General features: G+C 52.8%; 22 protein-coding genes. 10 read left to right on the top strand and 12 right to left on the bottom strand.

Translation table 11 applies throughout. The features are described from left to right. The first annotated feature begins 3 nt into the window (after nucleotides 1-3). A complete protein-coding gene (locus tag QMG44_RS08570) occupies nucleotides 4-918 on the top strand; it encodes an OmpG family monomeric porin (RefSeq protein ID WP_086532456.1) in 915 nt (304 codons plus the stop codon). Nucleotides 919-952: 34 nt separating this feature from the next. Here QMG44_RS08570 and QMG44_RS08565 read toward each other — a convergent pair whose 3' ends face one another. Then, on the bottom strand, nucleotides 953-1,963 hold the full coding sequence (locus tag QMG44_RS08565) for a LacI family DNA-binding transcriptional regulator (RefSeq protein ID WP_086532457.1): 1,011 nt from the start codon (nucleotides 1,961-1,963) through the stop codon (nucleotides 953-955). A gap of 155 nt (nucleotides 1,964-2,118) precedes the next feature. Here QMG44_RS08565 and QMG44_RS08560 point away from each other — a divergent pair, with 155 nt between their 5' ends. From QMG44_RS08560 to tyrR, 3 genes are all read left to right on the top strand, one after another. After that, nucleotides 2,119-3,516 carry a YcjX family protein gene (locus QMG44_RS08560; protein ID WP_032678272.1) on the top strand — a complete coding sequence of 466 codons (1,398 nt, stop codon included), beginning with the start codon at nucleotides 2,119-2,121 and terminating at the stop codon, nucleotides 3,514-3,516. Continuing rightward, nucleotides 3,513-4,565, top strand: coding sequence for a YcjF family protein (locus QMG44_RS08555; protein ID WP_020882470.1), 1,053 nt, complete (start codon nucleotides 3,513-3,515; stop codon nucleotides 4,563-4,565). The genes QMG44_RS08560 and QMG44_RS08555 overlap by 4 nt, the downstream gene beginning before the upstream one ends. Before the next feature lie 113 nt (nucleotides 4,566-4,678). Beyond that, on the top strand, nucleotides 4,679-6,220 hold the full coding sequence (tyrR, locus tag QMG44_RS08550) for a transcriptional regulator TyrR (protein WP_014170325.1): 1,542 nt from the start codon (nucleotides 4,679-4,681) through the stop codon (nucleotides 6,218-6,220). Nucleotides 6,221-6,254: 34 nt separating this feature from the next. Here tyrR and QMG44_RS08545 read toward each other — a convergent pair whose 3' ends face one another. Then, the gene (locus QMG44_RS08545; RefSeq protein ID WP_086532459.1) at nucleotides 6,255-7,463 is read right to left on the bottom strand and encodes an aldose 1-epimerase family protein; all 1,209 of its coding nucleotides are present in this window, start codon (nucleotides 7,461-7,463) and stop codon (nucleotides 6,255-6,257) included. Nucleotides 7,464-7,795: 332 nt separating this feature from the next. Next, on the bottom strand, nucleotides 7,796-8,302 hold the full coding sequence (gene tpx / locus QMG44_RS08540) for a thiol peroxidase (protein ID WP_032678270.1): 507 nt from the start codon (nucleotides 8,300-8,302) through the stop codon (nucleotides 7,796-7,798). A 107-nt stretch (nucleotides 8,303-8,409) separates the two neighbouring features. Here tpx and ycjG point away from each other — a divergent pair, with 107 nt between their 5' ends. Next, the gene (gene ycjG / locus QMG44_RS08535) at nucleotides 8,410-9,375 is read left to right on the top strand and encodes an L-Ala-D/L-Glu epimerase (protein ID WP_086532460.1); all 966 of its coding nucleotides are present in this window, start codon (nucleotides 8,410-8,412) and stop codon (nucleotides 9,373-9,375) included. Here ycjG and mpaA read toward each other — a convergent pair. Beyond that, a complete protein-coding gene (mpaA, locus tag QMG44_RS08530) occupies nucleotides 9,366-10,079 on the bottom strand; it encodes a murein tripeptide amidase MpaA (RefSeq protein ID WP_020882474.1) in 714 nt (237 codons plus the stop codon). The genes ycjG and mpaA overlap by 10 nt on opposite strands. Before the next feature lie 185 nt (nucleotides 10,080-10,264). Here mpaA and QMG44_RS08525 point away from each other — a divergent pair, with 185 nt between their 5' ends. Together QMG44_RS08525 and QMG44_RS08520 are read left to right on the top strand one after the other, a co-directional pair. Then, nucleotides 10,265-11,881, top strand: coding sequence for an ABC transporter substrate-binding protein (locus QMG44_RS08525; protein WP_086532461.1), 1,617 nt, complete (start codon nucleotides 10,265-10,267; stop codon nucleotides 11,879-11,881). A gap of 115 nt (nucleotides 11,882-11,996) precedes the next feature. Continuing rightward, complete coding sequence (locus QMG44_RS08520; RefSeq protein ID WP_086532462.1) at nucleotides 11,997-12,755, top strand: hypothetical protein; 759 nt, start codon at nucleotides 11,997-11,999, stop codon at nucleotides 12,753-12,755. Nucleotides 12,756-12,824: 69 nt separating this feature from the next. On the opposite strand, the gene QMG44_RS08515 is transcribed toward QMG44_RS08520, so the two are convergent. The 4 genes from QMG44_RS08515 to QMG44_RS08500 form a co-directional block, all read right to left on the bottom strand. Beyond that, the gene (locus QMG44_RS08515; protein ID WP_025204027.1) at nucleotides 12,825-13,388 is read right to left on the bottom strand and encodes a DJ-1/PfpI family protein; all 564 of its coding nucleotides are present in this window, start codon (nucleotides 13,386-13,388) and stop codon (nucleotides 12,825-12,827) included. A 217-nt stretch (nucleotides 13,389-13,605) separates the two neighbouring features. Next, nucleotides 13,606-13,746, bottom strand: a complete 141-nt coding sequence (locus tag QMG44_RS08510; protein WP_020882478.1) for an Ecr family regulatory small membrane protein — start codon at nucleotides 13,744-13,746, stop codon at nucleotides 13,606-13,608. A 73-nt stretch (nucleotides 13,747-13,819) separates the two neighbouring features. After that, on the bottom strand, nucleotides 13,820-15,052 hold the full coding sequence (locus QMG44_RS08505; protein ID WP_086532463.1) for a sensor domain-containing diguanylate cyclase: 1,233 nt from the start codon (nucleotides 15,050-15,052) through the stop codon (nucleotides 13,820-13,822). Nucleotides 15,053-15,144: 92 nt separating this feature from the next. After that, complete coding sequence (locus QMG44_RS08500) at nucleotides 15,145-17,274, bottom strand: bifunctional diguanylate cyclase/phosphodiesterase (protein ID WP_183516306.1); 2,130 nt, start codon at nucleotides 17,272-17,274, stop codon at nucleotides 15,145-15,147. Nucleotides 17,275-17,731: 457 nt separating this feature from the next. Here QMG44_RS08500 and QMG44_RS08495 point away from each other — a divergent pair, with 457 nt between their 5' ends. The 3 genes from QMG44_RS08495 (at nucleotide 17,732) to dbpA (ending at nucleotide 21,925) form a co-directional block, all read left to right on the top strand. Next, nucleotides 17,732-18,883, top strand: a complete 1,152-nt coding sequence (locus QMG44_RS08495) for a methyl-accepting chemotaxis protein (RefSeq protein ID WP_071843312.1) — start codon at nucleotides 17,732-17,734, stop codon at nucleotides 18,881-18,883. Between the two features lie 200 nt (nucleotides 18,884-19,083). After that, nucleotides 19,084-20,067 carry a zinc transporter ZntB gene (zntB, locus tag QMG44_RS08490; RefSeq protein ID WP_047356423.1) on the top strand — a complete coding sequence of 328 codons (984 nt, stop codon included), beginning with the start codon at nucleotides 19,084-19,086 and terminating at the stop codon, nucleotides 20,065-20,067. Between the two features lie 484 nt (nucleotides 20,068-20,551). Beyond that, the gene (gene dbpA, locus QMG44_RS08485) at nucleotides 20,552-21,925 is read left to right on the top strand and encodes an ATP-dependent RNA helicase DbpA (RefSeq protein WP_281853072.1); all 1,374 of its coding nucleotides are present in this window, start codon (nucleotides 20,552-20,554) and stop codon (nucleotides 21,923-21,925) included. Nucleotides 21,926-21,983: 58 nt separating this feature from the next. Here dbpA and ttcA read toward each other — a convergent pair whose 3' ends face one another. The 4 genes from ttcA to QMG44_RS08465 form a co-directional block, all read right to left on the bottom strand. Beyond that, nucleotides 21,984-22,919, bottom strand: a complete 936-nt coding sequence (ttcA, locus tag QMG44_RS08480) for a tRNA 2-thiocytidine(32) synthetase TtcA (protein ID WP_020882482.1) — start codon at nucleotides 22,917-22,919, stop codon at nucleotides 21,984-21,986. A gap of 49 nt (nucleotides 22,920-22,968) precedes the next feature. Continuing rightward, nucleotides 22,969-24,207, bottom strand: coding sequence for a site-specific integrase (locus QMG44_RS08475; protein WP_232937589.1), 1,239 nt, complete (start codon nucleotides 24,205-24,207; stop codon nucleotides 22,969-22,971). Between the two features lies 1 nt (nucleotide 24,208). Then, the gene (gene xisR, locus QMG44_RS08470; protein WP_022651304.1) at nucleotides 24,209-24,421 is read right to left on the bottom strand and encodes an excisionase family protein; all 213 of its coding nucleotides are present in this window, start codon (nucleotides 24,419-24,421) and stop codon (nucleotides 24,209-24,211) included. A 64-nt stretch (nucleotides 24,422-24,485) separates the two neighbouring features. Continuing rightward, on the bottom strand, nucleotides 24,486-24,728 hold the full coding sequence (locus QMG44_RS08465) for a DUF4060 family protein (protein WP_020882485.1): 243 nt from the start codon (nucleotides 24,726-24,728) through the stop codon (nucleotides 24,486-24,488). Nucleotides 24,729-24,754 lie beyond the last annotated feature (26 nt).

Raw genomic sequence — 24,754 nt, 5'->3', positions numbered from 1 at the left:
TAAATGAGTACTCTACTAAGAAGTGCTGCGCTCGTTCTGTGCGCAGGGGTTAGCTGCGCGCACGCAACGGAATCAGCAAAACACTGGGAATTTAATATCGGTGCCATGTATGAAATTGAAAACGTCGAAGGTCAGGGCGACGATAAAGATGGATTATATGAACCCTCTGTGTGGTTTAATGCCACATGGGATGCCTGGACCCTTTCGCTGGCAATGTATCAGGAAGGACCGGTTGATTACAGCAGCATGACCCGTGGGACCTATTTTGACCGTCCGGAATTTGAATTACGCTATCGCTTTATTGGCACCGATGATTTTACACTCGGGTTGACCGGCGGTTTCCGTAATTACGGTTATCACTTTAAAGATGAACACGGTGCCAAAGACGGTAGCGCAAATATGCAGCGCTACAAAATTCAGCCCGACTGGGATATTAAATTGTCCGACGACTGGCGTTTTGGTGGCTGGTTTGCCATGTATCAGTTTGCAAATAACCTGGAAAAAACCGGTTATGCCGACAGCCGTGTAGAAACGGAAACGGGTTTTACCTGGACCATTAATGAAACCTTCTCTGCAAAAGTGAACTATTATCTTGAGCGCGGTTTCAATATGGACAGTTCACGTAATAACGGCGAATTTTCAACGCAGGAAATTCGTGCGTATCTGCCTGTTTCATTAGGCCAGACGACGCTCACGCCATATACCCGTCTGGGGCTGGATCGCTGGTCGAACTGGGACTGGCAGGACGATCCCGATCGTGAAGGACACGATTTCAACCGACTGGGTTTACTGTACGCGTATGACTTCAACAATGGATTATCCATGACGCTGGAATACGCCTACGAATGGGAAAACCATGACGAAGGCGACAGCGACCGTTTCCACTACGCGGGTGTTGGCGTTAATTACGCGTTCTGACAGACCGGATGCCAGGGGCTTTCAGCCCCTGGTTTTAACGAAGAGAGGGCGCTAACGTAAAATGGGTATCGACAAGCACTTTTTGTGGCGCAGGCTGACCGGCGATACGCCTGAAAAGAAGATTGCAGCTCTCTTCACCCAGCTTGCGGGTTGGGATATCAAAACCCCCGGGTGCTGGCGTTAAAATGAGGGAGAGCATCGGGTCACTGTATCCTGCAATCACCACCTGCTCGGGGATCCTCAGATCCAGAGTATCCGCCGCGCGATAAAGGCTGAGTAACTTCATGCTGTCGGTGGCAAATACCGCATCAGGTGGCGTGGCCGAGGAAAGCAATTCTGTGGCCGCGGCAAGCGCGCTTTCATGGGTATATCCGCCGTCGATGATCCACGCCGGGTTAATGGCGATGCCGTGCTTTTCCAGGCTAGATTTATAACCGGCAAGACGATCAATCGAAACATGATAATTGAGCGGCGCATGCAGACAGGCAATGTTACGTCGGCCATTTTTAATAAAGGTTTCTGTTAGCGTGGCGCTGTCGTGAAAATTATCCGTGTCGACCGAGTAAATATTCTGAAAATCACCTTCGACTTTCCCGATGACGACCACCGGTACGCCATAAGCATCCAGCGTTGTGAAAAAGGATTCATTTGCCGGTGAGCTCAGCATGATGATCCCTTTAATCATTTTTTGTTTTATTTTACTTTCGCATTTCAACAGATCGTCTTCACTGCTTTTCGAGGTTTGCAAAATAACGTCAAAACCTTCCTCTTCAGCTTTGGCTGTAATGGCATGCAGAACATCAGAGAAAAAAGGGTTGCCGGCGGTGGTTTTCGTCGAGCGTGTCGAAATAACCATAATGGCGTCGAAGCCAGAAGAGGTCAGGGCGCGGGCGAGTTTATTGGGTTGATAATTTAATTCGTCAATCGCCTTCAACACTTTTTCACGCGCTTCAGGAGAAATATTCGTTTGTTTATTCAGAACGCGGGAGACGGTTGATTTCGAAACGCCGGCAACCCGTGCGATATCATAGATGGTGGGTGACATACACCTTACTCACTCCTGACTAACAGCAATGTCGTTCATCTTACTGGAGAGAAAACGGCAATAGCAATAAATAAGAATTGATAATCAACGATCTGCCCCCATTTATTGTATTCTGAAGCAATGTATTTGAGGCTTCCGGGCAATGAAGGACGGCGATGAAGCGACTTAAGAACGAACTCAATTCACTGGTGAACCGTGGCGTTGACCGTCATCTGCGTCTGGCGGTGACGGGGCTGAGCCGCAGCGGCAAGACGGCGTTTATCACCGCGATGGTGAACCAGCTGCTTAACCTGCACAGTGGGGCGCGGCTGCCGCTGCTGAGCGCCGTGCGGGAAGAGCGCCTGCTGGGGGTTAAACGTGTGCCTCAGCGCGATTTTGGCATTCCCCGCTTTACCTATGATGAAGGGCTGGCTCAGCTTTATGGTGAACCGCCCGCCTGGCCGACGCCGACGCGCGGGGTGAGTGAAATTCGCCTCGCGCTGCGTTTTCGCTCTAATGAATCCCTGATGCGCCACTTCAAGGATACCTCCACCCTGTATCTGGAAATTGTGGATTACCCCGGTGAGTGGTTGCTCGATTTACCTATGCTGGCACAAGACTATCTCAGCTGGTCACGGCAGATGACGGGGCTGTTGCAGGGCAACCGCGCCGAGTGGTCGACGAAATGGCGAAAACTGTGCGAAGGCCTGGATCCGCTGGCGCCTGCCGATGAAAACCGGCTGGCGGCGATTGCCGAGGCCTGGACGGAGTATCTGCATCAGTGTAAGCAGGAAGGGCTGCATTTCATCCAGCCGGGCCGTTTTGTTCTGCCGGGAGATTTGGCGGGCGCACCTGCGCTGCAGTTTTTCCCGTGGCCGGACGTGGATGGCATCGGGGAGTCAAAACTGGCCCAGGCGGACAAACACACTAACGCCGGAATGCTGCGCGAGCGTTACAATTACTACTGTGAAAAAGTGGTGAAAGGTTTTTATAAAAACCACTTTTTACGTTTTGATCGCCAGATTGTGCTGGTGGATTGCCTGCAACCGCTGAATAGCGGGCCGCAGGCCTTCAACGATATGCGCCTGGCGCTGACACAGTTAATGCAAAGTTTTCACTACGGGCAGCGCACGCTGTTTCGCCGTCTCTTCTCACCCGTTATCGACAAGCTGCTGTTTGCGGCCACAAAAGCCGATCACGTGACGGTCGATCAGCATGCCAATATGGTGTCGCTGCTGCAGCAACTGGTGCAGGACGCCTGGCAGAATGCCGCGTTCGAAGGGATCAGCATGGATTGCCTCGGACTGGCTTCCGTACAGGCGACACAGAGTGGGTTGATTGACCTTAATGGCGAGAAAATACCGGCATTGCGCGGGAATCGTCTCAGCGACGGCGAACCGCTTACTGTCTATCCGGGCGAAGTGCCCGCACGCCTGCCGGGGCCGGCCTTCTGGCAGAACCAGGGCTTCCAGTTTGAAGCCTTCCGCCCGCAGGCCATGACGGTCGATCAGCCGTTACCGCATATCCGTCTGGATGCGGCGCTGGAGTTTTTGATTGGAGATAAATTGCGATGACGGAACCGTTAAAACCGCGCATTGATTTTACCGGAACGCTTGAGCAAGAGCACCCGGAGGCGTTTAAAACTGCGCAGACGTTTAATGGCCCGCAGGCAGATAATTTTGCCCCGGCGCTGACCGAAGAGCTGCTTGTTGAAGAGGGGCCGGCTGAAGCGGTCGTGGAAGCCGCGCTACGCCCAAAACGCAGCCTGTGGCGAAAGATGGTGACTGCCGGGCTGGCATTGTTTGGCGTCAGCGTGGTTGGGCAAGGCGTCCAGTGGGCGGTCAACGCCTGGCAAACCCAGGACTGGGTCGCGTTGGGCGGCTGCGCTGCCGGTGCTCTGATTGTGGGGGCGGGTGTCGGATCTGTTGCGACCGAGTGGCGTCGCCTGTGGCGCCTGCGACAGCGCGCCCATGAGCGTGATGAAGCGCGGGATCTTCTCCACAGTCACGGAACCGGCAAAGGCCGCGCGTTTTGTGAAAAGCTGGCCAGTCAGGCGGGTATTGACCAGTCACACCCGGCGCTTCAGCGCTGGTATGCCGCTATCCATGAAACCCAGAACGATCGTGAAGTGGTGACGCTGTATTCCCACATGGTGCAGCCGGTGCTGGATGCCCAGGCGCGGCGCGAAATCAGCCGCTCTGCTGCGGAATCAACCCTGATGATTGCCGTCAGCCCGCTGGCGCTGGTGGATATGGCGTTTATCGCCTGGCGTAACCTGCGTCTGATTAACCGGATTGCTGCTTTATACGGTATTGAGCTGGGGTACTACAGCCGCCTTCGCTTGTTCCGTCTGGTATTGCTCAACATCGCCTTTGCCGGAGCAAGCGAGCTGGTGCGGGAAGTGGGGATGGACTGGATGTCGCAGGATCTGGCGGCGCGTCTCTCTGCCCGTGCCGCGCAGGGTATTGGTGCCGGTTTGTTGACCGCCCGTCTGGGCATCAAAGCGATGGAAGTGTGCCGTCCACTGCCATGGATTGATGGCGATAAGCCGCGATTGGGGGATTTCCGACGTGAGTTAATCGGTCAGCTCAAAGAGACGCTCAATAAAAAACCGGTTCAGTAGCCGGTTTGGTCATTAATCGTGCTGGCTGTCAATATTTGTTGACAGCCATCTTCCCGATCACCGTGTTCTGACATATCATTTTAATGTCATTGGCTTAAAACGGTGAATTTCCCATGCGTCTTGAAGTCTTTTGTGAAGACCGTCTCGGTCTGACCCGCGAATTACTCGATCTTCTTGTTTTACGTAGCATTGATTTACGTGGCATTGAGATCGATCCTGTCGGGCGAATTTACCTCAATTTTGCCGAAATTGAATTTAATACGTTCAGTAGCCTGATGGCAGAAATACGCCGTATCGCTGGCGTTACGGATGTACGCACCATCCCCTGGATGCCGTCGGAGCGTGAGCATCTGGCATTGAGCGCATTGCTTGAAGCCATGCCAGAGCCTTTCCTCTCCCTGGATTTAAAAAGTAAGGTTGAGCGTGTTAACCATGCCAGCTGCCAGCTGTTCGCGCAGAGTCAGGAAAAACTCAGCAACCACAACGCAGCACAGTTGATTCCCGGCTTTAACTTCCAGCGCTGGCTGGACAGCAACCCGCAGAACACCCACAGCGAGCATGTGGTTATCCACGGACAGAATTTCTTAATGGAGATAACGCCGGTCTATCTGAAAGGCGAGGCCGACACGCGCGTTCTGACCGGTGCCGTGATCATGCTGCGTTCCACCGTGCGCATGGGCCGTCAGCTGCAAAATATCTCCAGCCAGGATGTGGGGGCATTCAGCCAGATTATTGCCGTCAGCCCGAAAATGCGGCATGTGGTGGACCAGGCGCGCAAACTCGCGAGTCTGACCGCGCCACTGCTGATTACCGGCGATACCGGTACCGGGAAGGACCTGCTGGCGCATGCTGTGCATCTGGCCAGCCCGCGAGCGGCAAAACCGTATCTGGCCCTGAACTGCGCCTCGATTCCGGAAGATGCCGTCGAAAGCGAATTATTTGGTCACGCGCCGGAAGGTAAAAAAGGGTTCTTCGAGCAGGCTAACGGCGGTTCCGTGCTGCTGGACGAGATTGGTGAAATGTCGCCACGCATGCAGGCCAAGCTGCTGCGCTTCCTCAATGATGGCACGTTCCGCCGCGTAGGCGAGGATCACGAAGTTCATGTGGATGTGCGTGTGATTTGTGCGACGCAGAAAAACTTGGTCGAACTGGTGCAAAAAGGGGTATTCCGCGAGGATCTCTACTACCGCCTGAATGTCCTGACCCTGAATATCCCACCGCTGCGCGATTGCCCGCAGGATATCATGCCGCTGACCGAACTCTTTGTGGCGCGCTTTGCCGACGAGCAGGGGGTACCGCGTCCGAAGCTTTCAGCCGATCTCGGCACGGTGCTCATGCGCTACGGCTGGCCGGGCAACATTCGCCAGCTCAAGAACGCCGTTTACCGCGCACTGACGCAGCTGGAAGGTTATGAACTGCGTCCGCAGGATATTCTGTTACCGGATTACGATGCCGGGACGGTGTCAGTAGGTGAAGAGGCGATGGAAGGTTCGCTGGATGACATTACCAGCCGTTTTGAGCGCTCTGTGCTGACGCAACTATACCGTAGCTATCCAAGCACCCGTAAGCTGGCAAAACGCCTTGGCGTTTCACACACGGCGATTGCCAATAAGTTGCGAGAGTATGGTTTGAATCAGAAGAAGGGTGACGAATAACGGTAAAAGCCTCTGTAAAGAGGCTTTTTTTTACTCATTCTTTTGCGATAGGGGTGCTATTAATGTCGACCTTTGTCTCTCCCTGAATCGATGCAATTCGGTTCTCCACGTCTTTCACCTGTTGCGGGTTATGGAGCAGGGTATAGGTCAGATCAAACTGTGTGCTGGCTCCCGGTTGCAATTGCTTAACGCGTTTTTGTTCGCGCTCAATGGTGACCGGGTAGGCGTAGCTGGTACCCGGCTCAATACCGGTGACATAACCTTGCTTCAGGGTGTCGGTATTTTTCCATAAGGTCAGCACCGGCAACTGGCGGGTATCAAACTGAATGGACGCCCCTTTATCACCGGCTTTATTCACCACGGCCGCGAGGGTTTCGTGGTTGTTATCCGCAAGCGGTTTGAGGTTAAACACCATCTCATCAAAGCCTTTCGTTGGCCCAGCATAGGTCTGCCAGTCGTTGACACCGGCTTTCGCGTAGTCATTGAATGGACTGACGCTCGCGACCGGGGCAAGGAAGCGTGCACCTTCTTCGAGGATCGGGGTACCAAAGTTGCTGTGGTAGATGATTTGATAATCATGCGGGTAATCGGCATGGTTTGTCAGAACATCATGCAAACTGAACTGGTTGGTTCCTGGGACGTAACGCAGTTCGGTCATGGTCTGCAAATCTGCTTTTTTGAACGTGCTCTCTTTGATCAAACCGCGAATTCGAATTTCATGGGGGGCGGCGTCAGCCACCTCCACTTCAACCTGCGAGGCAGGCGTATTGCCCGCCTTGCCGTGAAGCGTGTAGATTTGGCCGTCAGCCGTGACCGGGTGGCCCGTCCACTCATAGCCACAGCGCACCATCATCTCGTTGAAACCTTCCAGCCAGCCAAGCCCGTTGCGACTTTCCAGATTAATATATGCCGGGTTCACGACCTCTTTTACCGGGGAATCCCAGCCCATTCTGGTGCCGAAGCCTTCCACATGGAGCAGGTTCATGCCGCGAGAGGGGCTTAAGGTAATGGTCAGGCCACTTTTACTGCTGATAACAAGGATTTTGCTGCCTTCCTGTTTGCCACCGTGCAACACTTTTTGTTCAATGCTGAACGCCTGATCTTTTACCTTCAGCTCATCGCTCGTTATTTTCCAGTTTCCTTTCTCCACGCCGCTTTCAGCGCTTGTCAGCACCCAGGTTTTCGCCGCAGCATGACCCGAAATCAAAGCCGCAAGGAGCGTAATAGCCAGTTTAATTTTCATATCCTTCCCTTTTTGCTGAAACGATTATTTGCTTTCGTCAGCAAATCTAATGTTTTGACCTGAAGGGAAATGTGATGTGCTTCACTGGGGAAGAAAATATGAATATTTAAGGTCTAATATGAGAATAAGATCGCAATTAAGTTAACTTCAATACAATTAATTGCACAGTAAATGTGAACGGTGAAGGGTTTAGCTTTAACGATTCAGCTTAAAGGGAATAAAAAACCCCGCCAGTGCGAGGTTTGTCATGTGTCGTCTTCCAGAGCCTGCAAAGAGAAATAAACCCTGTTATTTCATTAGATTGCTAAGCTATATAGAATGCTAAGCATTCATTATGCTTTCAACACGTCCAGCGCGGCAGTGTAATCCGGCTCGGTGGTGATTTCGTTAACCAGTTCGCTGAAGACGACGTTGTCATTTTCATCGATAACCAGTACAGCGCGCGCTGCCAGGCCTTTCAGTGGGCCTTCCGCGATGCTCACGCCGTAGTTTTCCAGGAAATCCGGGCTGCGCAGGGTGGAGAGGGTAATGACGTTGCTCAGACCTTCAGCACCGCAGAAACGGGACTGGGCGAACGGCAGGTCGGCAGAAATACACAGCACAACGGTGTTGTCCATGTCCGTCGCCAGCTGGTTAAATTTGCGCACGGATGCAGCACAGACGCCGGTGTCGATGCTTGGGAAAATGTTCAGGACTTTGCGTTTGCCAGCAAACTGAGACAGTGTGACGTCAGACAGATCTTTAGCCACCAGAGTAAAAGCCTGTGCTTTGCTGCCAGCCTGTGGAATGGAACCTGCAACAGCAACCGGGTTGCCCTGGAAATGAACGAGTTGTGACATAGATATCTTCCTGTTTACATATAGTTAACGTCGGGGCTAGTGTATGCCATCAGCGGATAACACGGCAAACCAATTTTTTCGCCTTTCCGGGCCGCAAGGAGTCAGTGATGAGAAGCGTTAAGGTCTATGAAGAAGCCTGGCCATTGCATACCCCGTTTGTGATCTCCCGCGGCAGTCGAAGCGAAGCCAGTGTGGTCGTGGTGGAGATAGAAGAGGACGGCATTAAGGGCGTCGGCGAATGCACGCCGTACCCGCGCTATGGCGAAAGTCTGGCGTCGGTAATGACACTTATCATGACACTCGTTCCCGATCTGGAAAAAGGGCTCACCCGCGAGGCGTTACAGCAGCGTATACCCGCCGGCGCGGCACGTAATGCGATTGACTGCGCACTCTGGAGCCTGGAGGCTGCCAAACAGCAAACTTCGCTGACGACGCTGCTAGGCGTCACGTTGCCGACATCGGTTGTCACGGCGCAAACGGTGGTGATTGGCGAGCCTGAACACATGGCCGCCAGCGCAAAAGCACTCTTTGATGCGGGGGCGACGCTGTTAAAGGTGAAGCTTGACGATCGTCTGATCAGCGAGCGTATGGTCGCTATCCGCTCGGCAGTCCCGACAGCCACGTTAATTGTGGATGCGAATGAGTCATGGCATCCCGAAGGCCTTGCCGCACGATGTCAGCTGCTGGCCGACCTGGGCGTAGCCATGCTGGAACAGCCTCTGCCGGCACAGGATGATGCGGCGCTGAAGAATTTTATCCACCCGCTGCCCATCTGCGCGGATGAAAGCTGCCATACGCGCGATAGCCTGGTTGAACTGCAGGGCCGTTACGAGATGGTCAATATCAAACTCGACAAGACCGGTGGGCTGACAGAGGCGCTGGCGCTGGCAGAACAGGCGCAAGCTCAGGGGTTTTCAATCATGCTGGGATGTATGCTGTGTACATCCCGGGCGATCAACGCGGCGCTGCCGCTGGTAAATCATGTCAGTTTTGCCGATCTTGATGGCCCGACATGGCTGGCGGTTGACGTTTCACCGGCACTCACGTTTACCAGCGGCGTCCTTCATTTTTGAGGCTGCCAGCGCAGAAGCTCCACCATGGCCTTTAAATATTTTTCGCTGGCTTCGTCTGACGATATCGGCGGGAATTCCGCGGTGATGCAAGGTAATCCCAGGTCGGCACACCAGCTGCCGAATGAGCCAGGGGTTTCATAGCCCACGCTGGAGACAAGCGGCAGGGCGAAAGCATTCGCCAGCCATTCGCCCAGCTCGGTGTGCCGCGGATCTTCGATGCAGGCCAGCGGATCGTGAAAGGTGACAACCCAGGCCGGGTGGATCTTATGGATTAACTGGCACAGCGCCTGTGTTTCCGGCTCCGAGCCCGGCGTGTCGCCGGTCAGCAAGACAACGTCACGCTCTTCGGCGGAGCTGTTCCAGCGATAAACCGTTTCACCGGCGCGCCAGTTTGCTGCAGGGAAATTACGGTTTAAATCGATGCCCCGCGCATTGGCGCGTAACCCAAGCTGACACCCATCCGGGTTGACGGCCAGAATCACGTGATGACGTCGTAAGCTGGGCGTCAACGTGCGCAGCGCGCACGAGAGCGTGACGACAGAAGAGTTCTCGTCGCCGTGCGTGCCGGCAATGATTAAGCCGCTGTTGCGATCGGCATCGGGGGCCGGAAACCAAATCAGCGATGCGCCTAAAAATGAACGGCCATACTGCTCTGCACCTGGCGGGAAGGCGCCGCGTTCCGCTCTGGGTCGGGTGATTGCCATAGGAAATCCTGATAAAGAAGTCTCTACTGGCAGTGTTGTGCAAAACTCGCGGTTAATCAAATAGTTTCCGTATGGCGGGAAAATTGCCGGATATCAACTTTCCGGAGGAAGGTATTTGCAATTCTCATTGTCGAAACAAATAATTACGCATCTGCTTATTACCTGAATTCATAAAAGGGGATCTTATGAAGCATCCTGTTTCGCGTCTCTGTACTGCACTGTTGCTGTGCGGACTCTCTTCACTCTCGTACGCCGCTGATGTGCCACAGGGCACGGTACTGGCGCAAAAACAGGAGCTGGCCAGACACATTAAAGATGAGCCGGCTTCCCTTGATCCGGCAAAAGCCGTGGGATTACCCGAGATACAGGTCATTCGCGACCTTTTTGAAGGACTGGTTAATCAGAATGAGAAAGGTGAACTGACCCCGGGCGTGGCGACGCGCTGGCAGAGTAATGATAACCGTATCTGGACCTTCTCCTTACGTGATAACGCGAAATGGTCTGACGGTTCTCCAGTTACCGCTCAGGATTTTGTCTACAGCTGGCAGCGTCTGGTTGATCCGAAAACCACGTCTCCGTTTGCCTGGTTTGCTGCGCTGGCGGGTATCCATAACGCACAGGCGATAATTGATGGTAAAGCCGCGCCAGATACGCTGGGCGTGACGGCCGTAGATGCAAAAACCTTACGTGTGCAGCTGGATAAACCGCTGCCGTGGTTTAGCAATCTGACGGCAAACTTTGCCTTCTATCCGGTGCAAAAGGCCAATGTGGAGAGCGGCAAAGAGTGGACGCGTCCGGGGGCTCTGGTCGGAAATGGCGCCTACGTTCTGAAAGATCGCGTGGTGAATGAAAAACTGGTTGTGGTGCCAAATACACACTACTGGGATAACGCCAAAACCGTCCTGCAAAAAGTGACGTTCGTACCGATTAACCAGGAATCCTCGGCCACTAAACGCTATCTGGCGGATGATATTGATATCACCGAATCGTTCCCGAAAAACATGTATCAGAAGCTGCTCAAGGACATTCCGGGACAGGTGTATACACCGCCTCAGTTGGGCACCTATTACTATGCGTTTAATACGCAAAAAGGACCCACGGCCGATGCCCGTGTACGTCTCGCCCTGAGCATGACCATCGATCGCCGCATTATGGCGGACAAAGTGTTAGGAACCGGTGAGAAGCCCGCCTGGCATTTCACGCCAGACGTGACGGCAGGGTTTACGCCAGAAACCTCGCCGTTTGAGCAAATGTCACAGCAGGAACTTAATGCCCAGGCGAAAACGCTGCTTCAGGCCGCGGGCTATGGCCCTCAGCGCCCGCTGAAGCTGAACCTGTTGTACAACACGTCAGAAAACCATCAGAAAATCGCGATTGCGGTGGCCTCGATGTGGAAGAAAAACCTCGGCGTTGACGTCAAACTGCAGAACCAGGAGTGGAAAACCTACATCGACAGCCGTAATACCGGTAATTTCGATGTGATCCGCGCGTCATGGGTCGGGGATTACAATGAGCCATCGACCTTCCTGTCGTTATTGACCTCAACCCACAGCGGCAATATCTCGCGTTTCAACGATCCGGCGTACGATAAAATTATCCATCAGGCGACGCTCGAAAACACGGCGAAAGCCCGTAACGCAGACTACAACATGGCGGAGAAAATCCTCACGGAAAAAGCGCCAATCGCACCTATTTACCAGTACACCAACGGCCGCCTGATCAAACCATGGGTGAAAGGTTACCCCATTAATAACCCGGAAGACGTGGCTTATAGCCGGACGATGTATATTGAGAAACACTGACAAGCCGGGAACCGCCGGTCTTCGTTGTGAACGTTAAATTAAGAGCTGGCGCATTTGCGCCAGTTTTTCTTTATTGAACGAGGGATGTTTGTTCCGTGAGTCAAAGGGGAGGTAAATGATGACGGATGAAAAGAAAGAGAAAGCGTCTTTCCCGGCAGGGTTAGGGATTATGGATAAAATCTGGGAATGGCAATGGATTATCCGCTTCATCTATATTGTCCTTTTCGCCGATCTGGCGCTGCTGGTATACAGCGGGCAAGGAATATTGGCCTGGCCTGTTCAGACACTTAACTGGACCGAACATCTGGGTTTTTTCTGCGTGGCGCTCGCCGCCTTAGGTTTGATTGCCACTACCCTGATGCCTTTTATAGCCAATATCGTCAGGCTATTACTCAATGAGCTCATCTACAGCAGTATCTTCCCGGATTTCTTGCGCGCGCAGAGTGATTATCAGAAGAGGTCGGGTGAAGTTCCTTCAGGCGAAGTACTTGATTTAGCGTTGAAGGAAAACAACCAGTTCCTGCTGAATTATTATGAAAAACATAATGCAAACTGGCGCACGAAATTTCATGAACGATTTAAAGTCGGGGATTTACTCTTTGGGATCCTGTTTTTCATGATGCTTGATGACCATCCGCAGTGGTTTAGCGACGCGCAGCATTCGCTGGTCATCGATCTGTTCAGCCACGGCGGTGAAAGCGGAACCGTTCTGTTTTATACCGTACTTATACTCATCTTTAGTACGCTGATGAGTCTCTGGTTCGGTAAATGGGACTGGGGGAACATCTACTATCCGCCACTGTATCGTGAAAAAGAGGAAGCCCGCAGAAAAGCGCGTGAGCGGGAAGCGCAGTGGGAGCGGCAGGATCGCTAAATCGCCGGGGGACACATTATTCCCAGCGGATTGCTCCCGCCAGGCGTTGCTGGCGGGAGCAGGGCAACGTTATTCTAGCAGTGCACTGAATTTCGCCAGCCATTGCGGATGCGCAGGCCAGGCGGGGGCAGTGACCAGATTACCGTCTACGTGCGCCTGATCGATACCAATATTGGCATAGTGCCCGCCGCCGAGGCGGACTTCAGGCGCACAGGCGGGATAGGCGCTACAGGTTCGTCCTTTTAATATGCCGGCAGCAGCGAGCAGTTGCGGTCCGTGGCAAACCGCAGCAATCGGTTTGCGCGCGGCGTCGAAGGCCTGCACCAGTTTCAGTACGTCATCATTTAGCCGGAGATATTCAGGGGCTCGTCCACCCGGGATTAGCAGCGCGTCATAATCCTGCTCTTTTACGGCGGAAAAATCGGCATTGAGGATAAAACGGTGGCCCGGCTTTTCACTGTAGGTCTGGGCACCGTCGAAATCATGGATCGCCGTCATGATGTAGTCGCCACGGGATTTGTCCGGGCAGACGGCGTCCACCTGATGGCCAATCATCTGTAAAGCCTGAAAGGGCACCATTGTTTCATAATCTTCGGCGTAATCGCCGACCAACATCAGGATTTTCTTGCTCATCATTTCTCACCTTTAGGTTTAACGATGTTTAAGATATAGCCTGGCACAGCTGAATTGCCGGAAATAAAAAAAGCCCGTCAGAGAACGGGCGAAATAAGCAAATGATTTAATGATTCGTTATCAACTTGTTGGAGGATAACGTTGCGTATTTTACGCACCTCTTACCGGTGCTGATACCTGACAAATTCGGTAGGTGAAACAAGGAATTAAACATGCGTCATAGCGCATCGAAGGTGGGGTAGATACTGTTCTCAAGGTATTCCACCAGAAACCAGATCTCACCGCTGAAAATAAACCAGAAGCCGAATATAATAACGAATAAAATAATTATGGTGAGTATTATTTCTGTTTTTCCCATTGCACATCTACCCACCTGTGGTCCATTTATTCGAGAGGGGCATTGTAACGGGGCTTACGGAGATACACCAGTTTCATGCCGCCAGGACTTTATTGCGCCCATCACTTTTGGCGCGATAAAGCGCATCGTCCACACGTTTAAACAGCTCATCCATACTCTCGCCCGGATTATGTCGCGCCACGCCAATGCTGACGGTGAAGCGAGGTAAACCCGGGATCGTGATGCGGGCGACCGCATCGCGCACAGTTTCGGCGATTTGCAGGGCGGTGTCGAGCGGGGTGCGCGGCAGCAGGATGACGAACTCCTCACCGCCCCAGCGGAAGACCAGGTCCTCTTTGCGGCTACAGGCTTCCAGCGTGCGCGAGAGCGAGATCAGTACCTCATCACCTTTCAGGTGGCCGAAGAGGTCGTTGATATTTTTGAAGTGATCGGTATCCACCAGCAGCAGGCTAAATTGCTGCTGCGCGGGAAGATGATGGGTATTGGCCTGGTCGGTGATGATATAGAACTGACGCCGGTTGAGCAGGCCCGTCATGGAATCACGCAGTGCCGCGTGTTCCAGCTCCTGCTCCAGCCTTTTTTGCTCGGTGATATCGTGGATAATGCACAACATCAATTTGTCACCGTAAATTTCAATCGGCCCGGCATAGGTCTGAACATGGCGGGTGGAGCCATCGGCCAGACGGTGGATAAAGTTGAGGGGCTTATGGCCGCCCGGCAACGCGGCAATCTCCGTCATCACGGGGATCACATCCCGCCCCAGCGTATTGATTTCCCAGGTATGTTTTCTGCACATTTCATCATGCGCATAACCGTAAAAAGTCAGCGCCGCCAGATTGGCATCCACAATCTGGCCATCCCGGGACGGATCGATAAGCAGCATTGGCGCGCTGTTGGTCAGGAAAAAGCGCGCGTAAAATCCCTGTTTTTTGCGCTGGTAGGTCGCGGAGCGGCTGGCCTTAAGCCCGGAGAGAACCTGCTGCGTCAGCCCTTCAAAAACAATAACATTCCCCTGGGGCACGAAATGGGCAAGCGAGAGACGGCAGCTCAGCGCGGTTTCATGTCCATCGCGGGAGATGGTCCAGATTTCGACGACCTCCTGCTCACTCTTCAGTTCAGGCACATACATCGACAGCACGTGATGCGCATTGGCGGAATAGGTACCTTTGCGTAGGTCATCCAGGGTTTTATCGCCCATGATCTGAGCGGCGGCCACATTTGCAAAAATGATCTGTTCTGAAGCAGGTGAAATGAGCCACACGGGGGTTTTAATTAAATTCAGCGCATCAAAACAATTTTGCGACATAGCGTATTCCTGTACATCGGCACCATGTGCCTGAGGATCATGACAGAATTAACGGGAGTGGACTCCTTTGAAACATACTCTACTTAACCCGGTCAGGCATGATTTTTTTGTGAAATATATGCGGGTTCCGCGTGAATTTTACCAATGGGTATAATTTGTTTGTCTGAGTTTTTTTGCAGCAGCAGCCAGGGAACCTGTTCGGCAGGTAAAGGACGGGAGAAAAGGAACCCCTGCAGGTAATCACAGCCGAGGTCCGTCAGCACCACCTGTTGTTCTTCCGTCTCGATCCCTTCCGCAACCACATTCATTTCCATGGTCCTGGCGATATTAATAATGGTTTCCACCAGCTTGCGGCTTTTTTCATTTACCAGCATCGAGTGCACAAAGCTCTTGTCGATTTTTAGCTCTTTAGCGGGCAGAACGCTCAACATCAACAGGTTGGAATAGCCGGTGCCAAAATCATCAATCGAGACGGTAATCCCGGCTTGATTGAACGCATTGAGTAATTCAATACTGCGGTCGAGATTTTTCAGTGCGGTACTTTCTGTCACCTCAAGGATAAGCCGGGAGGGCGACAGATTATATTTATGCAACATCGACGAAATGATGTGGAAGATATCCGGCTGTTCGAACTGGACGGGGGAGAGGTTAAAGGACAATGTCCACTGGCTGAAACCTTGTTCTGTCCAGAAATGAAGCTGACGGCATGCCGCTTCAATCGCCCAGTTCCCCACCGGGATGATCAGCCCCGTTTGTTCCAGCGACGGTAAAAACAGATTAGGCAGCAACACCCCTTGCTCAGGGTGCCGCCAGCGCAGAAGGGCTTCAAAACCGTGAATAGTGGAGTCTTTTGCATGCCAGGTCGGCTGATACCACAGTTCAAACTGATCGCGTTCCAGCGCCTGAGTTAACTCCTGCAGGAAGCCGGGGTTAGCCGGAATAGCCGTAGACATCTCGTTCCGGTAGACGGCCCAGCCGTTTCGTCCATCCTCTTTGACGCGATTCAGGGCCGCATCGGCTTTCAGCTTCAGCTCATGCAGCGTCTCGCCATCCTGCGGGTAGAGGCTGACCCCCGCGCTGATTGTTGTGCTCAGCGTGTGCCCACAAAGTGAAAACGGGCGGCGCATATCCTCCAGCAATGTCGTGAGCAGCGCGTTGAGTTTATCGTCGTCACACTCGGGAACCAGCAGGATAAAGGCGTCGCCGCCAAGCCTGGCGAGGGTCATCTCGCGGGTAAGGCGGGCGGTAATGCGCTGCGCGAGAGAGATTAACAACTCATCCCCGGTGTTGTGGCCCCAGGTATCGTTGATGCGTTTGAAATGATCGACGTTGAGGAAAATCACGGCGAATGGCTTCTTGCTGAGCAATGCGCTGCGCAGGCAATCCTGCATCCGAATGTCCATCTGGTGGCGATTAGCGAGACCGGTAAGCGCATCAAACCGCGCCTGCAGTTCAAGCTGACGATTAAGCTGGCGTAGGTTGTCGGTCAGTCGGTTCGTCCGCCGGTGCGAGTCGATGAGCGAAATCATTAACATACCGCCGAGCAGGCACAGTGTGGTGACAGAAACCCAGACCGATAACCCCAACTCGCTGATACCGCCGGGCAGGGTATGCGTCATTTCCTGAAAATGGGCGGCACGCATGCCGGTGTAGTGCATCGCGCAGATGGCGACACCCAGCACGCAGGCCGCGAGAATACGATTGATAAACACCCCTTTGCGCATATCCCGCAGGCGAAATGCCAGCCACAGCGCCGCGCCGGAGGCCATAACGGCAATCAACACGGACACGGCAACAATGCGTCGATCCCAGAGAATATGGCTGTCCAGCATCAGTGCGGCCATACCGATAAAGTGCATACAGACCACGCCAGCGCTCAGGAGCACCGTGGCAACGATCAATCGAAAAGGGGAAAGGGTTTTACCCGTTACAGCAATATTGATGGCGACCGTGGATGCAACCACCGCCACGCCCAGTGAGGCGAGGGTTAACCAGAGGTTATAGCTCATTATCATCGGCATTTGCATCGACAGCATGCCGATGAAGTGCATTGACCAGATCCCGATCCCAAGCGTGACGCCTCCGGCGATACGCCAGAACATCGCCGTTTTACGGCTGGAAAGCGGGATTTTTCCGGCGCTGTCCAGGGCCACAAATGAGGCGATAAAGGCCACCAGATACGAGAGGGCTATTAACACAGGGTCCCACGATATATTGAGCATTATGCAATCCCACGCCAAAGAGGGTTACCGATTTCGCCTGCCGGGCACGTCTTTAACTGGCAACGTACATGCGCATTGAAATAATATGAGTTATGTATCGTGCAAAACGACCGGTCATATTAAAACGTTAAGGCTGGCGGTGAATATAAAATATATTCTTTCCGGCACCTATTAAGCATTGCTAAACAAAGGCGAATAATTGCAGCAAAGCTCCTTAAATATGAGCGCGGCCATATTGTCTCATCGCAGGCGATGGTATCGCTTAAAGTGGCAGGAAACCAGTATCACAGGATGCTGCATATAACATTTTCACTAATACCCTGTTTTTATCTGACTTAAGTTAAATATCAGGTGGCTAACGGCGAAAGGTGAAACCAGCGTTGTTCATCAGGACAAACAACAACACGAATGCTATAAATCTTAATGCCGACCTAAATATAAAATCGTGGATATAATCATGCTAAGAAATATTAGTGTCAGAACCTTCATTGCCGGGTTCCTTTTATGTCTTTTCCTGGTTGATGCAGGTGTCGTTGTTCTATTTTCCAGCAAATCCTCTCTCTTTATTTCACTCAATATCATTAATTTCGTTGCGCTATTTTTGCTCTGGGGCTACATGACAAAGTATCTTGTGACGCCGATCAATACGGTGAAAAAAAGTATTGAAGAAGTGACTGCAGGCAATCTTGGCGTGACTATCCCTGAATTTGGCAATAACTGTGCAGGGCGTTTAATCCCCGGGATTAACAGCCTCTCCAGCAACATCGCGACCCTGGTACGCGAGATCAGGGCCTCGTCGCAAACCGCCATGACCTTGTCCGATCAACTCTCCGCGCGTAGCGCGCAGCTTTCGGTGAAAACAGAGCAGCAGTCTGCATCGCTGGTGCAAACGGCTGCCAGCATGGAGCAGATGGCAGCAAGTACCCGAAATAATGCCGATAACACCCGACTGGCCAGCGAGCAGGCAAACAGGGCGACACTGCAGGCGCGCAAAGGTGGCGAGTTGATGGGGCAGGTGGCCACCAATATGCAATCCATTACCGAATGTGCACAGCAAATGACGGAGATTATCTCGATGATCGACGGCATTGCTTTCCAGACGAATATCCTGGCGCTAAACGCGGCCGTTGAGGCGGCCAGAGCCGGTGACCACGGCAAAGGGTTTTCGGTGGTGGCAGAAGAGGTGCGAAACCTGGCCCACCGCAGCGCGGATGCCGCCAAAAACATCAAAACGCTGATTGAAGTGACCAGCAATAACGTTACTCAGGGCGTGACCGTTGTGTCCGAAGCTGAAAAGAATATGCAAGAAATTGTGACCGGCTCCGGCAATGTCAGCCAGTTGATGGATGACATTTTCACCTCGACGTCAGAGCAGGAGAAAGGCATTTCCCAGATTACGCTGGCCTTATCTGAGCTGGAACGGGTCACGCAAAGTAACGTTACGATGGCAGAAGAACTCAACGGATCCTCTGATGTACTGCGCAATCAGGTAAGTGAACTGCAGGCGCGGACGCGTAACTTCCGGCTCGAAAAGGGGTATCAGGCTGAATCCACGCCTTCTCATGCTGGGCCGCTGTCATTCCACTCGCGTCCCGATCACTCCCTCTGATGCACGAAAAGAGCCTGGTCAACCGGGCTCTTTTATCCCGACTTCTCGCCGCTGAATTACCCTCCCGTGTGGTCTGAAAAGCCTTCTGGCGGAATACGGTTATTTCCTGAGCGAATTCAGCGCGATGCGAAACATAGTTGTTGCTTAACCCCTGATGAAAGCTAGACTGACAACGAAAGAGCTGAAAAGGGGGAGGCACGGTGGAGAGTATAAAAGGATCAGAACTAAACGTTCCTGATGCAGTTTTTGCCTGGGTGCTGGATGGTCGTGGCGGTGCCCGACCGCTGGAAGACAACGATGTCATTGATAATGAGCATCCCTGCTGGCTACACCTTAACTATACCCATCCGGACAGTGCCGACTGGCTGGCCTCGACGCCACTCCTGCCGAACAACGTGCGTGATGCGCTGGCGGGTGAAAGCCTGCGGCCACGCGTGAGCAGAATGGGGGACGGCACGCTCATCACTTTGCGTTGCATTAACGGCAGCACCGATGAACGTCCTGACCAGCTGGTCGCGATGCGTGTTTATATGGACGATGGTCTGATTGTCTCCACCCGTCAGCGTAAAGTTCTGGCGCTGGATGACATTGTGAACGATCTAAAAGAGGGCACCGGGCCGACCGATTGCGGAAGCTGGCTGGTGGACGTCTGCGACGCGCTGACTGACCATGCGAGTGAGTTTATCGAAGAGCTGCACGATAAAATCATCGACCTCGAAGATAACCTGCTCGATCAGCAGATCCCGCCGCGCGGTTTTCTGGCGCTCCTGCGTAAGCAGTTAATTGTCATGCGCCGTTATATGACGCCACAGCGGGACGTATACGCGCGTCTGTCCAGCGAAAGGCTCAACTGGATGAATGACGATCAGCGACGCCGAATGCAGGATATTGCCGACAGGCTGGGCCGAGGACTTGATGAAATCGATTCCTGTATTGCCCGCACGGGCGTCATGGCGGATGAAATCGCGCAGGTGATGCAGGAGTCGCTGGCAAGAAGAACCTATACGATGTCGCTGATGGCAATGGTCTTTCTGCCGAGCACATTCCTGACGGGATTGTTTGGCGTGAACCTGGGCGGAATTCCCGGCGGCGCGGCCCATTATGGCTTTACCGCATTTTGCGTCATGTTAGTTGTTTTGATCGGTGGTGTTGCATGGTGGTTGCATCGTAGTAAATGGCTGTAAATTTACGCTTTTTTCAGCTTTTACGGAGATCAAAACGCTCTTTTAATTGAGCGAAGTCAATAAACAATGACCCCGTAAGGTGCAATATTACTCCCGCAGGTGAATGCAACGTCAAGCGATGGGCGTTGCGCTCCATATTGTCTTACTTCCTTTTTTGAATTACTGCATAGCACAATTGATTCGTACGACGCCGACTTAACTAGTCGGCTTTTTTTTGCCTCCTGTTCCCCAGCGTCTACCCTAAAAGGGACGTCAGTAAAACCTGGAGGGAATGATGAGCATCTTACTCGCTCTGCAACTGCAGTATTCACGTCAGTCCGATCCGATCCCCACCGATCCGACACCGATGCCCGATCCTGTTCCGCGTCCACAACCCATGCCTGACCCGCCGCCCGATGAAGAACCGATTAAATTGTCGCATCGAACCCCGAGATCTGCGAGGATACGCGCCATCTGACCGCAAAGATGACCACGAGAGACTATTGTGACCGCTTTTTCAACCCTGAATGTACTGCCCGCCGCCCAACTCGATAACCTCAACGAGTTGGGATACCTCACCATGACGCCTGTTCAGGCGGCCGCATTGCCCGCCATTCTTGAGGGGCGTGATGTACGCGTTCAGGCTAAAACAGGGAGCGGAAAAACGGCGGCTTTCGGTCTGGGTCTGCTACAGCATATTGATGCTGCGCTGTTTCAGACGCAGTCTCTGGTGCTGTGCCCAACCCGCGAACTGGCGGACCAGGTCGCGGGCGAGCTGCGTCGTCTGGCGCGATTCCTGCCTAATACCAAGATTTTAACCCTCTGTGGCGGACAACCGTTTGGCGCACAGCGTGATTCGCTTCAGCATCCACCACACATCATTGTGGCGACGCCTGGCCGACTGCTCGATCACCTGCAAAAAGGTACGGTCTCGCTGGATGCATTACACACGCTGGTCATGGATGAGGCAGACCGGATGCTGGATATGGGCTTCAGCGATGCTATCGATGAAGTGATCCGTTTCGCGCCTGCAGACCGTCAGACGCTGTTATTTTCGGCGACCTGGCCTGAAGCGATCGCCGCAATCAGTGGCCGCGTGCAGAAAAATCCGCTCACCATCGAAATTGACAGTGTTGATGCGCTGCCTGCTATCGAGCAGCAGTTTTATGAAACGTCCCAGCATGGAAAAATCGCGCTCCTGCAGAAGGTGCTCAGTCAGCATCAGCCCGCTTCCTGCGTGGTGTTCTGTAACACCAAAAAAGATTGTCAGGCGGTCTGTGACGCCCTGAACGCCGCAGGGCAGAGCGCGTTATCGTTGCATGGCGATCTGGAACAGCGCGATCGCGATCAGACGCTGGTCCGTTTCGCCAACGGCAGCGCCCGCGTGCTGGTTGCCACCGATGTGGCGGCGCGCGGTCTGGATATTAAATCGCTTGAGCTGGTCGTGAACTACGAGCTTGCATGGGATCCTGAAGTACACGTTCACCGTATCGGCCGTACTGCGCGTGCCGGAAACAGCGGTCTGGCCATCAGCTTCTGCGCACCGGAAGAGGCGCAGCGCGCCAATATTCTGTCTGAAATGCTGCAGATTAAGCTTAACTGGGTGAATGCACCGGGCAACGTCAGTCTCGTTCCGCTGGAGGCAGAAATGGCAACGCTGTGTATTGATGGCGGTAAAAAAGCCAAGATGCGTCCGGGTGATGTGCTCGGTGCGCTGACCGGAGACGTGGGGCTGGATGGGGCGGATATCGGCAAGATTGCGGTACATCCTGCACATGTTTATGTTGCTGTTCGCGAGTCGGTTGCCCATAAGGCCTGGAAACAGCTGCAGAACGGGAAAATCAAGGGTAAAACCTGTCGCGTTCGTCTGCTGAAATAAAGTTTAAACGCGTCTCAGACGGTGGTCTGAGACGCGTTTGCGTTATTTCACTATTTCACTATTTTACTTCCACGACATTCAGGCGCAGTTCTTCAAACTGATTGTCATCTTCTTCTGGCTGCCAGCCAGCAGGTTTCACGGGGATCTCTTCCCGGTCAAACGCCAGATCGCCGCCATTCACCACTTCCGACTCATGGTTGATACCTTTGAAATCGAAAAGCTCAACGTCCGCGAGGTGAGAAGGCACTACGTTCTGCATCGCGCTGAACATGGTTTCGATACGACCCGGATAGCGTTTATCCCAGTCACGCAGCATGTCACCAATCACCTGACGCTGCAGGTTCGGCTGAGAGCCGCACAGGTTACATGGAATGATCGGGAACCCTTTGGCCTGAGAGAACCGCTCGATATCTTTCTCGCGGCAGTAGGCAAGCGGGCGGATCACAATGTGTTTGCCGTCATCGCTCATCAGTTTTGGCGGCATGCCTTTCATCTTGCCGCCGTAGAACATATTCAGGAACAGCGTCTGCAAGATATCGTCGCGGTGATGGCCGAGTGCGATTTTGGTTGCACCCAGTTCTGTCGCGGTACGGTAAAGGATGCCGCGGCGAAGACGAGAGCAGAGTGAGCAGGTGGTTTTGCCTTCCGGGATCTTCTCTTTCACAATCCCGTAGGTATTTTCTTCTACGATTTTGTACTCAACGCCCAGTTTTTCCAGGTATTCCGGCAGAATGTGCTCCGGGAAACCAGGCTGCTTTTGATCGAGGTTAACCGCCACCAGGGAAAACTTCACCGGCGCGCTTTGCTGAAGATTACGCAGGATCTCCAGCATGGTGTAACTGTCTTTACCACCTGACAGGCAGACCATAATGCGGTCGCCTTCTTCAATCATATTGAAGTCTGCAATGGCTTCACCAACGTTACGGCGCAGACGCTTTTGCAGTTTGTTCAGGTTGTATTGCTCTTTCTTTGTATTTGATTGATTTTCTTGCATTTATTACTACCTTCGGAGCCAATAGGGGCATAATAGGGGCAAAAATTTTTCAGCGTGCCAGCTTATCGTTAAGCATCAACACCTGTTCGCCATTCATTTCTTCAATCCACGCACCGTAGACTTCATAGACCATTTGCGCGTTTTCATGCCCCATCTGGCTGGCTATGAAAGACGGGTTAGCGCCGGCAGATAACAGCCAGCAGGCAAAAGTATGCCGCGTATGGTACGGATTCCGGCGGCGAATACCAGCACGTTTTACAGCTGCGTTGAATCTCGCACCTATGCTCGATAAAGAGTAGTAGGCTTTCTGTTCTCCCTTGCGCATCCTGGGTATGAAAACGAATCGCAGACTTTGATGTTCCACTGCGCCATACTCGCGATGATTAAAGACAATTTCGGTTTTTGGCTGCAGCGCCGTCAGCTTGAGTTGTGCTTTCAAGGCTTCAAGTGCCGGCTCTAAAAGGGTAATAACCCGGTTTCCTGCTTCGGTTTTTGGTGGGCCGAACATGCCCAAGGCATTAAGATTGCGCTGTATATGAGCCGTACCTTTTTCCCAGTCGATATCTTCCCAGGCAAGAGCTGCGAGCTCTCCATGACGGACACCGGTATAAACTGCGAACGTCCACATATTGAGGCCTTGGCCACGCTCGGACTCCGCAAGCAAACTAAACTCCTGCTTCGTTAAAGGATCCGGTTTTACTTTCCCTTTGTGTAGTTTCTTGATCCCCTCAAAGGGCTTGCCACTTATAAAGCCTGATTTGTGTGCAAACCGAAGCAGGGAGCACAGTAGCGATATATAGTTGTTCACGGTACGCACAGTGCGTCCCTGTTTGTTGCTTCTGGGATTTGCCAGGTAAAGTGTCTCACCGTTCAACAGCTCCTTCCTGTATTTCAGAATGTCGCTGTGGCGTATAGCTGAAACAGGCGTATCTCCGTTGATGATGTGCATTAACGTACCGAGTTGTGAGCGCGTCTTACGCATCGTGTTCGCGCTAATTTCGGTTTCTTTAATGCTTGTCCACAGTTCACACAGCTCTGAAAAGGTTTGAACTGAAACAGTAGTTACGGTTTTTTTTGCTCTGGATGATGAAGGAAAGCGCTGATTGTAATCAAACTCTCCAAGGTTGATCTCGCTAACGATCAGAGCCCGAAGATTACCGGCTTTTTTGATGTTCGCCGGGGTGTTAATCCAACCTTTTAGAATTTCGCGGCAACGCTTTCCCCGGTACATAAACCAGATACAAACCTTATTGTTTCTGATTTCGACACCCGTAGGCAAAGCTGCCATCTTACGCATCCCTTATTAACTGATTAATTCTCGGATAGTTATACCAGGTTGTGCCACGCAAGGTTTTTTCTCCAGAAGGCGATATCCGTTTAAAATGGACACCTTCCACCCAGCAGCCCTGGCGATACTTCTCAATCTGTCGTTGGGTCAGGCCTGTTTTTTCTGTGAGCCTTGCGCCAACAACCCATTCTTCGTTAAAAATTACCTGCGACATGGTTCACCTCAGGTAACCGGCATGAGTATAGATATGCCGGTATTTAGTCGTTGATATTTCAGTTTCAGTTTGCCTGGCCGGGCAGGGAACGCAGTCGGCGCATGCCGGTCATTGCTGTGGCCACGTAGCTTGCCTTGCAGTTGACCACTTCAACCCAGACCTTCACGCCTTCCACTCTCACCGTGTAGGTCTCTTTCATCTTGCTGCGCCCATAGTCACCATATCTTTGCTGGTGGGCGGCGAGTGCGATTTCACATGCCTGGCGAGCCAAAGGGGATTGCTTACTGCCTCGATTAATCAGTCGCATTTCTTCTCCTTGAGGGAGAGTTTCCC

The sequence above is a fragment of the Enterobacter sp. 200527-13 genome (assembly GCF_027924865.1).
GTDB classification, from domain to species: domain Bacteria; phylum Pseudomonadota; class Gammaproteobacteria; order Enterobacterales; family Enterobacteriaceae; genus Enterobacter; species Enterobacter ludwigii.
The sequence above is the reverse complement of the archived record's forward strand: the minus strand, read 5'-3'. Positions and strand labels throughout refer to the sequence as shown.

What these genes read in the sequence shown, in the direction of transcription:
- QMG44_RS08475 (WP_232937589.1), bottom strand. Translation starts at nt 24,207, where the DNA reads ATGGCAGCTTTGCCTACGGGTGTCGAAATCAGAAACAATAAGGTTTGT.
- QMG44_RS08560 (WP_032678272.1), top strand. Translation starts at nt 2,119, where the DNA reads ATGAAGCGACTTAAGAACGAACTCAATTCACTGGTGAACCGTGGCGTT.
- ycjG (WP_086532460.1), top strand. Translation starts at nt 8,410, where the DNA reads ATGAGAAGCGTTAAGGTCTATGAAGAAGCCTGGCCATTGCATACCCCG.
- QMG44_RS08495 (WP_071843312.1), top strand. Translation starts at nt 17,732, where the DNA reads ATGCTAAGAAATATTAGTGTCAGAACCTTCATTGCCGGGTTCCTTTTA.
- tyrR (WP_014170325.1), top strand. Translation starts at nt 4,679, where the DNA reads ATGCGTCTTGAAGTCTTTTGTGAAGACCGTCTCGGTCTGACCCGCGAA.
- QMG44_RS08515 (WP_025204027.1), bottom strand. Translation starts at nt 13,388, where the DNA reads ATGAGCAAGAAAATCCTGATGTTGGTCGGCGATTACGCCGAAGATTAT.
- QMG44_RS08565 (WP_086532457.1), bottom strand. Translation starts at nt 1,963, where the DNA reads ATGTCACCCACCATCTATGATATCGCACGGGTTGCCGGCGTTTCGAAA.
- QMG44_RS08545 (WP_086532459.1), bottom strand. Translation starts at nt 7,463, where the DNA reads ATGAAAATTAAACTGGCTATTACGCTCCTTGCGGCTTTGATTTCGGGT.
- QMG44_RS08555 (WP_020882470.1), top strand. Translation starts at nt 3,513, where the DNA reads ATGACGGAACCGTTAAAACCGCGCATTGATTTTACCGGAACGCTTGAG.
- QMG44_RS08570 (WP_086532456.1), top strand. Translation starts at nt 4, where the DNA reads ATGAGTACTCTACTAAGAAGTGCTGCGCTCGTTCTGTGCGCAGGGGTT.
- QMG44_RS08510 (WP_020882478.1), bottom strand. Translation starts at nt 13,746, where the DNA reads ATGGGAAAAACAGAAATAATACTCACCATAATTATTTTATTCGTTATT.
- xisR (WP_022651304.1), bottom strand. Translation starts at nt 24,421, where the DNA reads ATGTCGCAGGTAATTTTTAACGAAGAATGGGTTGTTGGCGCAAGGCTC.
- mpaA (WP_020882474.1), bottom strand. Translation starts at nt 10,079, where the DNA reads ATGGCAATCACCCGACCCAGAGCGGAACGCGGCGCCTTCCCGCCAGGT.
- QMG44_RS08525 (WP_086532461.1), top strand. Translation starts at nt 10,265, where the DNA reads ATGAAGCATCCTGTTTCGCGTCTCTGTACTGCACTGTTGCTGTGCGGA.
- QMG44_RS08465 (WP_020882485.1), bottom strand. Translation starts at nt 24,728, where the DNA reads ATGCGACTGATTAATCGAGGCAGTAAGCAATCCCCTTTGGCTCGCCAG.
- ttcA (WP_020882482.1), bottom strand. Translation starts at nt 22,919, where the DNA reads ATGCAAGAAAATCAATCAAATACAAAGAAAGAGCAATACAACCTGAAC.
- QMG44_RS08505 (WP_086532463.1), bottom strand. Translation starts at nt 15,052, where the DNA reads ATGTCGCAAAATTGTTTTGATGCGCTGAATTTAATTAAAACCCCCGTG.
- tpx (WP_032678270.1), bottom strand. Translation starts at nt 8,302, where the DNA reads ATGTCACAACTCGTTCATTTCCAGGGCAACCCGGTTGCTGTTGCAGGT.
- QMG44_RS08520 (WP_086532462.1), top strand. Translation starts at nt 11,997, where the DNA reads ATGATGACGGATGAAAAGAAAGAGAAAGCGTCTTTCCCGGCAGGGTTA.
- QMG44_RS08500 (WP_183516306.1), bottom strand. Translation starts at nt 17,274, where the DNA reads ATGCTCAATATATCGTGGGACCCTGTGTTAATAGCCCTCTCGTATCTG.